Origin of the sequence: Aquimarina sp. AU119, assembly GCF_900312735.1 — a bacterium.
Taxonomy (GTDB): Bacteria; Bacteroidota; Bacteroidia; order Flavobacteriales; family Flavobacteriaceae; genus Aquimarina; species Aquimarina algiphila.
In genome coordinates, this window is the sequence record NZ_OMPF01000007.1 from 150,182 (window position 1) to 163,020 (window position 12,839).

Consider the following 12,839-nt stretch of genomic DNA (forward strand, 5'->3'; position numbering starts at 1 on the left):
AAGAAATGAAAAAAATAGTAATCGCAGCTGGAACAGGTTTCCTTGGAGAAGTACTGGTAAGGTATTTTAAATCAAAAGCAGAAACCATTGTAATTTTAACCCGTGGAAAAAGTAAAACAGAAAATAATATTCAATTTGTGCATTGGGATGCTAAAACTATTGGAGATTGGGTAATAACACTAGAAAATGCTGATGTTCTTATTAATATGACCGGCAAATCAGTAGATTGTAGATACACTCAAAAAAATAAAGACCTCATTCTAAACTCGAGAGTAGCATCAACCGCTATCTTAGGAGAAGCTGTCAATATGTGTAAAAACCCTCCTAAAACTTGGTTAAATTCGTCTACGGCTACCATCTATCGACATTCTTTGGATAAAGAAATGAATGAAACCGATGGAGAAATTGGTAGTGGATTCTCTGTTGATGTTGCTACATCATGGGAAAAAACTTTTTTTAATCAACAAACTCTTAAGACCAGGAAAATTGCACTACGAACCTCTATTGTTTTAGGTAAAAAAGGAGGAGCTTTCCCCCCAATTCTAAGATTGACAAAAATCGGTTTAGGAGGAAAACAAGGTCCTGGGGATCAAAAACTGAGCTGGATACACGAAGTAGACTTTGCAAGAAGTGTAGAGTTTATAATAAACAATTCACATATTAAAGATGTAATCAATATTGTAGCTCCCAAACCATCAACTAACTTGGTCTTTATGAATACACTTAATAAAATTGTAAAAAACCCTATCGCAATTCCGATCCCAAAACCAATACTAGAACTGGGAGCTCGAATTATAAGGACAGATACAGAACTTATACTCAAAAGTAGAAATGTAATTCCTTCAAAACTTATAGATAATGGTTTTCAGTTTTTATATCCGGATCTCGAACTAGCTTTAATTTCTCTTACATAATACTATTTATGACAACAATACACCTTACTACTAAAATAAATGCTCCTATTGAAAAAGTGTTTGACTTGGCAAGAAGTATTGATTTTCATGTAGAATCTGCCAGCAAAACAAAAGAAAAAGCAATTTCTGGAAGAATTTCTGGATTAATAGAATTAAATGAAACCGTTACATGGAAAGGCAAACATTTTGGTTTCTATCTTAAACATCAAAGTTTAATCACAGCCTATAACTACCCCAATCACTTTACAGACCAAATGGTTAATGGGCATTTTAAAAGTTTTAGGCATCAGCATATTTTTAATACAACCTCATCAGGCACAGAGATGATTGACATAGTAGAATATAAAGTCCCTTTAGGTTTTCTGGGAAGAATTCTAAACAGTATTGCCATAAAAAATCATCTTACAAAATTCTTATTATCGCGTAATCGATCAATAAAATTACACTTAGAACGTAAGGAAATCTAAAAAATAAGACTAAGATCTTTATTTAGTATAGATTAAATAAATATTCGTATAGAGTATTCTTTCGGTAAAGCATTTATAAGATTCAACTTTTTATCCTATTTTTGGTGATCATAACAATAGAAAAGACCATGTCAACAAACACCATAGACCCCAACACATGGGTGGATAAGTACAGTGATTATCTGTTTAACTATACCATTGTTAGAGTTGATGATAAAGAAATCGCACAAGATTTAGTGCAAGAAACGTTCTTTGCCGGGCTTAAATCCATGAAAAATTTCAAAGGAGAAGCTAGTGAACGTACTTGGCTGATTTCCATTCTGAAAAGAAAAATCATTGATCATTACAGAAAAATTAATAGTAATAAAGGTAAAGCAGAGGTAAGAATTAATTATAGCACTGATTCTGAAACTGAAGGTGATTGGTTAGAAGAGAGAGTTGCTGATCCTTTTGACGGTAATGCAGAAAGCGAAATAGAAAATGATGAATTGGGTTTAGCAATACATAACTGTATGGAAAAACTACCCGAAAAACAATCCATTATTTTTAAAATGAAAACAATACAAGGTTTCGATACAGAAGCTATTTGTAATGAATTTGATATTACTGCGTCTAACCTATGGGTTATCATTCATAGAGCCCGTACGGCAATGGCCGAATGTTTAGAAAAAAATTGGTTTTAATAAAAAATGAGTAAAGAAAAGGGAATTTTAGTCAGTTGCTCAGAAGCAAATCACTTCTGTGATAAGAATCAGTATAAAGAGGCTACTTTTTGGGAAAAAGTAAAACTTAATATACACTTGATATATTGTAGAGCATGCAGAAAATATACTGCAAAAAACATGAAATTAACAAAATTAGTAAAAGATCCAAAAGTCATCAGTATTAATCGATCAGAAAAAGAATCGATGAAAGAAAGACTAAAACAAAAAATGTCTGAATAACATAAGACATATACATAAATATAATACCCCAAAATAAAAGAATTACGATAATAGTATAATGGAAAAAACTACTAGACTATTTGTATCCTGTGAAGAAGCGAAGTATATCTGTGATAAAAACCAGTATGGTGAAGCTACATTCATAGAACTTATCAAACTTAATATTAGGTTGATGTATTGTAAAATGACGAGAGCATATTCAAAGAGGAATGGAAAGCTTACTAAGGCAATGGATAAATCTAATATTCAGTCAATACCTTCTACTGACAAGGAAGTTATGAAACAAAAACTACAGGAACAATTAACCAAATAAATTCTGTAGAAGGATTACTATACCCAACCACATAATAGGAACACTTTCTACCCAAAAAGAACAATAATATTCTGATTGTTTTTTCTCTGTTCCCCATAAAAACAATAAACTAATTGTAGTTACTAAGATTGTACTTAAAATCTCTACAGAGGGAAGCAATCCTCCCTTTGTAGCCGTTAGCAACAAAAAAACGACTAGTAATATACTCCCAAAAACTTTTGTTCTTGTTATTCCGATTTTCTGTGGTACCGTTTCCAAAGTGGCCTCGTCATATTGGAGATCTCTTATTTCAAAAGGTAACATCATTACTATGATAAAAAGAAAACGCTGTACCATCTCTATCCAAAAATCCAAATTAAAACTCCCTTTTGCAAAAACTACAGGAATCATAACAGTAGTACCCGCCCAAATTAAACCAATAATGAAAATTTTCACCCCCGCAACATTCCTCAAGTTTTTCTTATTTGGAAAAACAGGTACAATATAAAGCACTGTAAGTGCAATAAGCGGGATCATATACAAAAGAATTTCGATAGAAAATTTAAATGCCAGATATGTGAATAACAAACTACTCAGAATCGTTAATACACGAATCCCCTTCATTGATTTTGTTAATCTTTTGTGATACAATTTGGATGCATTAGAATATTTCACAAAATTATAAGCAGTAACAGACCCAAAAAAGCTAAAGAAAAGAAACATGTATGCACTCGAAATACCATATTTCATTAAAGTAATCTGAACCAAAGAAACACTTGCTAAAGCAACATGTATACTACCATGGATATAAAATCTAAATATACTTTTTAAGGTTTTCACGTTATAAATTTAGGGGTATGTGTTAATAACACCCCGAAATTGGTTAAAAACTTGATACCTTATGGTTAATTTATTGTGAAATTTTTATGGTTTAAATATGTATTTTTGCGGTCTTAATCTCAACTGTTTTTTTCGCTATGAAAACTGACTCTTTTAAACTGCGCCATATTGGTCCATCAGAAAAGGATTTAGGCAATATGTTAAATACAATAAAGGTTGATTCTATGGATCAACTTATCTATGAAACTGTTCCTGATGATATTCTTCTAAAAAACCCACTCAATCTTGCTTCTGCTATGAGTGAACAAGAATATTCGGCACATATGCAAAAGCTTTCTGCAAAAAATAAAGTCTTTAAAACATATATAGGCTTAGGATATCATGAAGCATGTTTACCTGCAGTTATTCAACGTAATATCCTTGAGAATCCAGGGTGGTATACAGCTTATACTCCATATCAAGCAGAAATCGCTCAAGGTAGATTAGAAGCATTGTTAAATTATCAAACCATGATCTGTGATCTTACCGGTATGGAATTGGCTAATGCATCATTACTAGATGAGAGTACGGCAGCAGCAGAAGCCATGACAATGTTATTTGCAGTTCGATCTAGAGCACAGAAAAAAAATGAGGTTAATAAATTTTTTGTTTCCGAAGAAATACTTCCTCAAACACTTTCTTTATTAAAGACAAGAGCAATTCCTTTAGGTATAGAATTAGTAATAGGTGATCATCAACACTTTGATTTCTCTACTGATTTCTATGGTGCTATTGTGCAATATCCGGGTAAATCTGGACAAGTCTATGATTATGCCGATTTTGTGCAAAAAGCACATCAATCTGAAATTAAAGTAGCGGTTGCTGCAGATATTTTAAGTTTAGTAATGCTCAAATCACCAGGAAGTTTTGATGCTGATGTTGTAGTAGGGACTACACAACGTTTTGGAATTCCTTTAGGATATGGTGGACCACACGCTGGATTCTTTGCTACAAGAGAAGCATTTAAAAGAAATATCCCCGGTAGAATCATTGGAGTTACACAGGACTTAAATGGAAATCGAGCGTTGCGAATGGCATTACAGACCAGAGAACAACATATCAAACGAGATAAAGCTACCTCAAACATTTGTACAGCTCAAGTACTACTTGCTGTTATGGCTGGAATGTATGGAGTATATCATGGTCCAGAAGGGTTGACCTATATTGCTTCAAAAGTTAATGCAACTGTCAATACTTTAGCTAAATCTCTAGAAAATTTAGGATTTGAACAACTTAACGCAACATATTTTGATACTATACGTATAAAAGCAGATGCTAACGTAGTTAGAAAAGCTGCCGAAACCCTTGAAGTTAATTTTTTCTATCCAGACGCAAATACAGTCTCTATCTCTCTTAATGAGGCTACGACGATTGAAGATGTAAATACAATTATCAAAATTTTTGCACAAGTAACTAATAGTAAGACTATTGATAAGATAGAACAAATAGAAGATATAAATTCTATTGATCAAAACTTAAAACGTAATACCGAATTCTTAACAAACGAAGTATTTAACGCTTATCATTCTGAAACAGAATTGATGCGTTATATCAAAAAACTAGAACGTAAAGATCTTTCTTTAAATCATTCTATGATTCCGTTAGGTTCTTGTACCATGAAACTCAACGCTGCCTCAGAAATGTTGCCACTCAGTGATCCACAATGGGGTAACATTCATCCTTTTGCTCCTATAAATCAAGCTATTGGATATCAAGAGGTATTAAATAAACTTGAGGATCAACTTACAGAGATTACTGGTTTTGCAGCTACATCTTTGCAGCCTAACTCTGGTGCACAAGGAGAGTTTGCTGGTTTAATGGTCATTCGTGCTTATCATGAATCGAGAGGTGATCATCATCGTAACATATGCTTAATTCCTTCTTCTGCACATGGAACTAACCCTGCATCAGCCGTAATGGCGGGAATGAAAGTAATTGTTACCAAAGCTACCGAAGAAGGAAATATTGATGTAGAGGATCTTAGAGAAAAAGCCTTAAAACATAAGGATAACCTTGCTGCTTTAATGGTAACTTATCCTTCAACTCATGGTGTATATGAGTCAGCAATCAAAGAGATTACTAAAATTATCCATGATAATGGCGGTCAAGTATATATGGACGGAGCTAATATGAATGCCCAGGTTGGTTTAACCAACCCCGGGGCTATTGGAGCCGATGTATGTCATCTTAATTTACATAAAACATTTGCAATACCTCACGGTGGAGGTGGCCCCGGAGTTGGACCAATTTGCGTTGCCAAACAACTAGCTCCTTTTTTACCAGGTAATCCAATTATTAGTACTGGAGGAGATCAGGCCATTACTGCAATTTCTGCAGCTCCCTGGGGATCTGCATTGGCATGTTTAATATCTTATGGATACATAACCATGCTTGGAGCTGGAGGGTTAAAGCAAGCTACAGAATATGCAATCCTAAACGCAAATTATATAAAAGAAAGACTAGATGGCCATTATAGTGTGCTCTATGTAGGCGAAAAAGGAAGAGCCGCTCATGAAATGATTATTGATTGCAGGCCTTTTAAAGCCAATGGTATCGAAGTAACAGACATAGCAAAACGCCTTATGGATTATGGTTTTCATGCCCCAACAGTTTCTTTTCCTGTTGCAGGAACTATGATGATAGAGCCCACCGAAAGTGAAAGTAAGTCAGAATTAGATCGTTTTTGTGACGCAATGATCTCAATTCGTCAGGAAATAGCAGAGATCACTACAGATAACACAAATAATGTTATGAAGAATGCTCCTCATACGTTGGCAATGTTAACTGATGATAATTGGGATTTCCCATATTCAAGAGAGCAAGCAGCATATCCATTATCGTATATAGCAGAAAATAAATTTTGGCCATCTGTAAGACGTGTAGATGATGCCTATGGAGACAGAAACCTAATTTGCACCTGTACTCCTATTGAAGAATATATGGAAGCCGAAGCTTAACATTTAAGCTATACAAATTATAAAAGAGGCAACTATATAGTTGCCTCTTTTTGATTAAACTCAAAATTCTATGAAAGATATTACATCACGAAAGGATATCATATTTCTAATGGAAACATTTTACAAGGAAGCATTTGCTGATCCTATGATAGGTATTTACTTTACCGAAATCGCAAAAATCAATCTTAAAGAACATATTCCGCAGATTACAGATTTTTGGGAACAACAATTATTTAGAACAGGAGGATATAAAAAAAATGTAATTCAGATTCATAAAAACTTAGACAATCAAAAAAAAATTAAAAAAGTTCATTTTGATACTTGGTTATCACTATTTCGTAACACAGTAGATATTAATTTCGAAGGAGAAAAAGCAGAACTTATAAAAACAAGAGCGCTATCTATTGCCACAGTTATGCAACTGAAAATTGAGTAATTTATATTTATTTCTGACTTCAAAAGTAAGTTTGGGCGTTGTAAAAAATATTATGCACGCATAATAAAGTAATCCCATATGTTTACCTTACCTTGTACAACATACAATTTGGGAACGATGAATATCAAAATAACGGGCACGGGAAGCTATATCCCTAGTGAAATTGAGAAAAATGAGGATTTTGTTAATCATCAGTTTTTTAATAATGACGGCGTTCAAATCGAACATGACACTACTACAGTCATAGACAAATTCAAAAAAATCACTGGTATTGAAGAGCGTAGATATGCCTCTGCTCAACAAAATACTTCTGATTTAGCATTTCTTTCTGCCGAAAAAGCTATTGGTAATTCTGGAATTAACCCAGAAACGCTTGATTATATTATTGTAGCACATAACTTTGGAGACGTAACCAAAAATTCTGCACAAGGTGATGCCGTACCTAGTCTCGCCGCAAGAGTAAAACACAAATTAAAAATAAAAAACCCATATTGTGTTGCCTATGATGTCCTTTTTGGTTGTCCTGGGTGGATAGAAGGTGTTATACAAGCCCGATCATACATTAAAAGTGGTATGGCAAAAAAATGTCTTATCATTGGAGCAGAAACTTTATCTCGAGTTATCGATAAACATGATCGTGATTCTATGATCTATTCTGATGGATCAGGTGCTGTAATATTAGAAGACACAAAAGAATCGGGAGGGATCATATCTTCAGTTAGTGCTTCTTACACCTTTGAAGAAAGTAATTTTTTGTTCTTTGGAAAAACATATAACAACACTTCTTCAGACCATAATAAATATATCAAGATGCATGGAAGAAAAATATATGAATTTGCCTTAAACCATGTTCCTAATGCAATGAAAGCATGTCTTGACAAGACAGGTTTTAATATCTTTGATGTCAAAAAAATACTTATCCATCAAGCAAATGAAAAGATGGACGAGGCCATTGTAAAAAGGTTTTATAGCCTTTACGAACAAAAAGTCCCTGATCATATTATGCCTATGAGTATCCAAAAATTAGGAAATAGTAGTGTTGCTACAATTCCAACACTATATGACCTGATTCTAAAGGGGAAAATAAAAAATCAATCTATTCTCAAAGGAGATATCTTATTATTCGCCAGTGTTGGAGCCGGTATGAACATTAATGCTTTCCTATATCAATTTTAATCCATTGATAAAATTCTTTTAGATCTATCTCGGTAATCTATGTAATTGTCTATTTTTACAATCATAATTATTGACCTAATTATTATGTACGAAGGAACTTTTCCTCACAAACGATATCAAAAAACATTAGAATTTTTAAGAGACAATGTCCCTGCTCCCGCTACTATTTTAGATTTAGGAGTTCGAAATCCTTTTGTGGACTTCATGGAAAAGGAAGGCTATACGGTTTCAAACACTTCTGGTGAAGATTTAGACATTGACACCAAAGCTGTCCAGACTGATACCGTTGAAGTCTTAACGGCCTTTGAAATTTTTGAACATCTTATCGCCCCATTTAACGTCTTAAGAGATTGTAAAGCAGATAAGCTTGTAGCCTCCATTCCCTTAAAATTATGGTTCTCCCCTGCCTATCGAAGTAAGACCGACCCTTGGGATCGACATTATCATGAATTTGAAGACTGGCAATTTGATTGGCTTCTTGAAAAAGCCGGGTGGAAGATCATAGCCAGAGATAAATGGACACATCCTATTAAAAAAATTGGATTTCGCCCACTTTTACGATTTTTTACACCAAGGTATTATATTGTATACGCAGAAAGAATCAAAAGTAATTAGTATGCTTCTTCTATAAATTTAAATTTATACTATTTCTTGAAAACATATATTGTCATACCAGCGCATAACGAAGAACAATTCATTGCTAAAACTATTGAGTCTTTGGTATCACAATCTGTCTTACCTCAAAAAATAGTTATCGTTAATGACAACTCCACAGATACTACGGTAGATATCGTAAATAAATTTATTGATCAATACGATTTCATAAGTTTAATCGATACCAATTCTTCAGAAGAACATATGCCAGGCAGTAAAGTAATCAATGCTTTTTATCAAGGCTATAGAACACTTGACACTGATTATGATATCATTTGTAAATTTGATGCTGACTTGATTTTCCCTTCAAATTATATAGAACAAATCATAGAACTTTTTAAAAAAGATAGTAGCATAGGAATTGCAGGAGGATTTTGTTACGTCCAAAAAAATCAGGAATGGAAATTAGAAAACTTAACTAACAAAGATCATATTCGGGGAGCATTAAAAGCATATCGAAAAGCATGTTTTAAAGACATTAATGGTCTTAGACCCGCAATGGGATGGGATACCGTAGACGAATTATTAGCTCAATACCATAATTGGAAAATTAAAACAGATGCATCACTACATGTAAAACATCTAAAGCCTACCGGTAACACATATAACTCAAAATCAAAATATAAACAAGGAGAAGCTTTTTACCGTATGCGATATGGTCTTTTGATTACTTTAATAGCTTCTGTCAAATTAGCGTTACGGAAACGACAACCCAAACTCATCAAAGATTATTTGGCAGGATATTTTAAAGCTAAAAAGAAAAAGCAAACATTTCTCGTTTCACCAATTGAAGGAAAGTTTATTAGGAATCTGCGCTGGAAAAAGATGAAAAAAAAATTGATCTAGTATTATTTAAATCTTAAAGTATAGCTAACGGTTTGAAATTGACATTGTAAAATTCTTATATTCAACCCATAACTCATTCAAAATATAGACTCATGAAAATCAAATCTTTTCTTCTATCACTAGGTTGTGTACTATTTTTAGTTTCTTGCAATAAAGAAAACAAAACTGAAAAAGTAGATTATGTTCTTTTCTCAGGAACAGTAAAGAATGCCGTAGAAAATGAAATTAAAATATATGGAGATGGTAATAATTTCGGTCAAACTATAGTAATTAAAGAGGATGGTACATTTTCTGACACCTTAAAAATAGATACTAAAGGTACTTATGGTTTTATAATTGGTCAAGAACGTTCTAGTATATATTTAGATTTTGGAAATCAATTAAATTTATCAATTGATGTTAAAGAATTTGATGAAAGTATAAAATATACAGGGGCTGGCTCAGACGAAAACAACTATTTAGCAGAAAAACTTTTATTACAGGAAAGCTTTTTATCTGAAGGACCTGAAGGATATAAAAATCTATTTAGCAAAGATGCTAAAGAATTCAAAAATGAAGCATTAAAACAAGAGCAAGCTAAAAATGAACTTTTGAAAAAATTTACCAATATAAACCCCGAATTTGTCTCAATCCAAACCAGTGATAATCATTATGAATATCTATCTATGATTAATGATTTTAAAGGAAATCATGCATATTACACAAAAAAAACAGGATATAAGACTCCCGCAAGCTTCCTTGATGAATTAACAAGTTTGGATATTGATAATTCTAAAGATTTTGAATCTTCTCAAGCATACAGACGATTAGTAATGAGTGTCTTTGACAGAATCTCTAGCGAAAAAGCTGATGCAGATAGCATCCCGTTTGACAAAGCTCAAATGGAAAGCTTATCAAAGATTAAAAGTAAAAATATTAGAAATATTTTGATTAAAAATATTGCTTATCAAGTCTCTCCTAGGAATAATAACGCCGTTGAATTGTACAACATGATTATGGCAGTCTCTGATGATGAAGAGTTTAAAAGTGAATTAACACAACAATTCGAAAAAGTAAAGCAATTAGTTAAAGGAAATGAGTCTCCCGTATTTAATAATTATGAAAATTTTGCAGGCGGAACTACTTCGCTAAACGACCTTAAAGGAAAATATGTATATATCGATGTTTGGGCAACCTGGTGTGGCCCGTGTAAAGCTGAAATTCCACATCTTAAAAAAATAGAAAAAGAATTTCATAATAAAAATATCGAATTCGTTAGTATATCTATTGATAAAAAAGCACAACACGATGCTTGGAAAAAGATGGTTACAGAAAAAGAGTTAGGCGGTATTCAATTATTCGCCGACAACAATTGGTCTTCTCAATTTATTGTTGATTATGGGATACAGGGAATACCTAGATTTATTTTAATAGACCCAAACGGTAAAATTGTAAGTGCCAGTGCTCCAAGACCATCTGATGCCAAACTTCTTGATGTTTTCAAGGAATTAAAAATATAAATGAAGTTATTCTGATTAAAAATCAAGACATACTTAAAAGGCTAAATCCTATTGATAATAAGATTTAGCCTTTTACTATTACGATTGTATGTATTGATTTAATTATTCTAAAACAAATGACAATACATCTCCAGTCGCTCCATTTGGAAAAGTAATTCCTAGCAACGCAGAAATTGTTGGAGCGATGTCTGGTATATGTGTTTTTCTTGTTGTGCTCCCCTTTTTAATACCATGACCAAAAAATAATAATGGAGCATGGGTATCATAATTTAAGCCACTTCCATGAGTAGAACCGGTTTTTGAATACGAAATCGTAGCGGGGTCTAAAACAATAACCACATCTCCACTTCTTTTTTGATTATATCCTTTCTGTACCAAAGCTACAATACCAGAAGAAAACTCTCCATTTTGCAATTGACTTCTGGTAAAAACTTTGTCTATCTGATCTTCTTGTAATACAAAATGAGCTATTGCATTCTGCAATTCTTCTGACACAACATTATTTTTTGACAATGTTTTATAGTTAAAAAACACTTGATTGTTAGAAATATTTTCAATCAATCCGTCTACTTTAAACTTTTCTTTCACAAATGTCTCCACTTTGGTTTTAAAAGCATCTCTATCAAAATAGCCCGAAGGAATTTTAACCGACTGCAAGTAAGAAGGTACATGAACTGCTCCATGATCAGCTGTTAAAAAAACTGTATACTCTCCTTTACCTACTTTTGTATCTAATGCAGTAAAGAAACGTCCCAAATCCTTATCTAATCGTAAATATGTATCCTGAATTTCTTTTGAATTTACTCCAAAATTATGTCCAACATAATCTGTACTAGAAAAACTAACCGTTAGAAAATCTGTAACCTCATCAGCACCTAATTCTTCTCCCTCAATCGCTGCTATTGCAAAATCAGCCGTTAGACTATTTCCAAATGCAGATGATTTTAAAATATCATATCCAGAATTTTCATCTTTTAATTTAGCCAAGTCATAAGGGAATGTAGCTCTCTCTTTTCCTTTATACCCTCCTTCAAATTTATTTTGATCCTCACCACTTTCGGTATATGTTTTAATATCATACAATGTATTCCATACCTTAAAATAAGATTTGGCTTGACCAGAGTTATTAAATTTTTCAACCCAACCTGGTAAATCATTTCGATAGTATGTACTTGTGATCCATTTTCCTTCGTCCTTCCCTCTAAACCAATATGCCGCATTAGCAGAATGCCCTGCAGGCAAAATAGCTCCTCTGTCTTTTATTGCAATTCCTATAGTTTTTCCCTTTAACTGGGTATGTAATCTATTTTGATCGGTTACGGTGGAGGTTTTCATACGATGAGGCGACATTCTTTCCATATCACTCTCTGAACCTACTGCCTTAACTGAAGAATCACTAGCACAATACACCATCTCTTTACTAAACTTATCATACCAATGATTAGAGATTATACCATGGTTTTGCGGTGTTGTTCCTGTAAAAACAGAAGCATGGCCGGGTCCTGTATATGTAGGTACATAATTAAAATGGTTATTCTTACAATTATACCCCTCTCGAATCATACGTTTAAATCCATCTTCTCCAAATCTACCATAAAACCTTGTGATATAATCATATCGCATTTGATCTACTACAATACCAACAACAAGTTTTGGTGAACTATTAATCTTATTCTCCTGCGAATTACAAGGAATACACAGTAAGGCTAACCATGTTATTAGAAATACTTTCTTTGTCATTACTTTATAAATTTAAGTCGCTAAAGTACTATTTG

General features: G+C 33.1%; 13 protein-coding genes. 11 read left to right on the forward strand and 2 right to left on the reverse strand.

The window, feature by feature from the left end; genetic code table 11:
• Window positions 1-5 precede the first annotated feature (5 nt).
• From DK442_RS07385 to DK442_RS07405, 5 genes are all read left to right on the forward strand, one after another.
• Window positions 6-914, forward strand: coding sequence for a TIGR01777 family oxidoreductase (locus DK442_RS07385; RefSeq protein WP_109435215.1), 909 nt, complete (start codon window positions 6-8; stop codon window positions 912-914).
• 8 nt (window positions 915-922) lie between these two features.
• A complete protein-coding gene (locus DK442_RS07390; protein WP_109435216.1) occupies window positions 923-1,381 on the forward strand; it encodes an SRPBCC family protein in 459 nt (152 codons plus the stop codon).
• A 128-nt stretch (window positions 1,382-1,509) separates the two neighbouring features.
• On the forward strand, window positions 1,510-2,064 hold the full coding sequence (locus DK442_RS07395; RefSeq protein WP_109435217.1) for a sigma-70 family RNA polymerase sigma factor: 555 nt from the start codon (window positions 1,510-1,512) through the stop codon (window positions 2,062-2,064).
• A gap of 6 nt (window positions 2,065-2,070) precedes the next feature.
• Window positions 2,071-2,325 carry a hypothetical protein gene (locus DK442_RS07400; protein ID WP_109435218.1) on the forward strand — a complete coding sequence of 85 codons (255 nt, stop codon included), beginning with the start codon at window positions 2,071-2,073 and terminating at the stop codon, window positions 2,323-2,325.
• Between the two features lie 58 nt (window positions 2,326-2,383).
• Complete coding sequence (locus tag DK442_RS07405) at window positions 2,384-2,638, forward strand: hypothetical protein (protein ID WP_109435219.1); 255 nt, start codon at window positions 2,384-2,386, stop codon at window positions 2,636-2,638.
• On the opposite strand, the gene DK442_RS07410 is transcribed toward DK442_RS07405, so the two are convergent.
• The gene (locus DK442_RS07410; protein ID WP_143915322.1) at window positions 2,627-3,457 is read right to left on the reverse strand and encodes a hypothetical protein; all 831 of its coding nucleotides are present in this window, start codon (window positions 3,455-3,457) and stop codon (window positions 2,627-2,629) included. The two genes, DK442_RS07405 and DK442_RS07410, sit on opposite strands and share 12 nt — an antisense overlap.
• Window positions 3,458-3,594: 137 nt before the next feature.
• On the opposite strand from DK442_RS07410, the gene gcvP reads away from it, so the two are divergent.
• The 6 genes from gcvP (at window position 3,595) to DK442_RS07440 (ending at window position 11,064) form a co-directional block, all read left to right on the forward strand.
• Window positions 3,595-6,453 carry an aminomethyl-transferring glycine dehydrogenase gene (gene gcvP, locus DK442_RS07415; RefSeq protein WP_109435221.1) on the forward strand — a complete coding sequence of 953 codons (2,859 nt, stop codon included), beginning with the start codon at window positions 3,595-3,597 and terminating at the stop codon, window positions 6,451-6,453.
• A 70-nt stretch (window positions 6,454-6,523) separates the two neighbouring features.
• On the forward strand, window positions 6,524-6,889 hold the full coding sequence (locus DK442_RS07420) for a group III truncated hemoglobin (protein WP_109435222.1): 366 nt from the start codon (window positions 6,524-6,526) through the stop codon (window positions 6,887-6,889).
• A 117-nt stretch (window positions 6,890-7,006) separates the two neighbouring features.
• Complete coding sequence (locus tag DK442_RS07425) at window positions 7,007-8,065, forward strand: 3-oxoacyl-ACP synthase III family protein (protein WP_109435223.1); 1,059 nt, start codon at window positions 7,007-7,009, stop codon at window positions 8,063-8,065.
• 84 nt (window positions 8,066-8,149) lie between these two features.
• Window positions 8,150-8,680, forward strand: a complete 531-nt coding sequence (locus DK442_RS07430) for a methyltransferase (protein WP_109435224.1) — start codon at window positions 8,150-8,152, stop codon at window positions 8,678-8,680.
• 36 nt (window positions 8,681-8,716) lie between these two features.
• Window positions 8,717-9,565: a glycosyltransferase family 2 protein gene (locus tag DK442_RS07435; RefSeq protein ID WP_109435225.1), complete on the forward strand. Its 849-nt coding sequence runs from the start codon at window positions 8,717-8,719 to the stop codon at window positions 9,563-9,565.
• A gap of 92 nt (window positions 9,566-9,657) precedes the next feature.
• The gene (locus tag DK442_RS07440) at window positions 9,658-11,064 is read left to right on the forward strand and encodes a TlpA disulfide reductase family protein (protein ID WP_109435226.1); all 1,407 of its coding nucleotides are present in this window, start codon (window positions 9,658-9,660) and stop codon (window positions 11,062-11,064) included.
• Window positions 11,065-11,166: 102 nt separating this feature from the next.
• Here the strand turns inward: DK442_RS07440 and pafA are convergent, their stop codons facing one another.
• Window positions 11,167-12,804, reverse strand: a complete 1,638-nt coding sequence (pafA, locus tag DK442_RS07445; RefSeq protein WP_109435227.1) for an alkaline phosphatase PafA — start codon at window positions 12,802-12,804, stop codon at window positions 11,167-11,169.
• Between the last annotated feature and the right edge of the window lie 35 nt (window positions 12,805-12,839).

Bases quoted from the DNA above. Each gene is read 5' to 3' on its own strand.
- DK442_RS07420 (WP_109435222.1), top strand. From the start codon at position 6,524: ATGAAAGATATTACATCACGAAAGGATATCATATTTCTAATGGAAACA.
- DK442_RS07405 (WP_109435219.1), top strand. From the start codon at position 2,384: ATGGAAAAAACTACTAGACTATTTGTATCCTGTGAAGAAGCGAAGTAT.
- gcvP (WP_109435221.1), top strand. From the start codon at position 3,595: ATGAAAACTGACTCTTTTAAACTGCGCCATATTGGTCCATCAGAAAAG.
- DK442_RS07425 (WP_109435223.1), top strand. From the start codon at position 7,007: ATGAATATCAAAATAACGGGCACGGGAAGCTATATCCCTAGTGAAATT.
- pafA (WP_109435227.1), bottom strand. From the start codon at position 12,804: ATGACAAAGAAAGTATTTCTAATAACATGGTTAGCCTTACTGTGTATT.
- DK442_RS07390 (WP_109435216.1), top strand. From the start codon at position 923: ATGACAACAATACACCTTACTACTAAAATAAATGCTCCTATTGAAAAA.
- DK442_RS07400 (WP_109435218.1), top strand. From the start codon at position 2,071: ATGAGTAAAGAAAAGGGAATTTTAGTCAGTTGCTCAGAAGCAAATCAC.
- DK442_RS07385 (WP_109435215.1), top strand. From the start codon at position 6: ATGAAAAAAATAGTAATCGCAGCTGGAACAGGTTTCCTTGGAGAAGTA.
- DK442_RS07395 (WP_109435217.1), top strand. From the start codon at position 1,510: ATGTCAACAAACACCATAGACCCCAACACATGGGTGGATAAGTACAGT.
- DK442_RS07440 (WP_109435226.1), top strand. From the start codon at position 9,658: ATGAAAATCAAATCTTTTCTTCTATCACTAGGTTGTGTACTATTTTTA.
- DK442_RS07430 (WP_109435224.1), top strand. From the start codon at position 8,150: ATGTACGAAGGAACTTTTCCTCACAAACGATATCAAAAAACATTAGAA.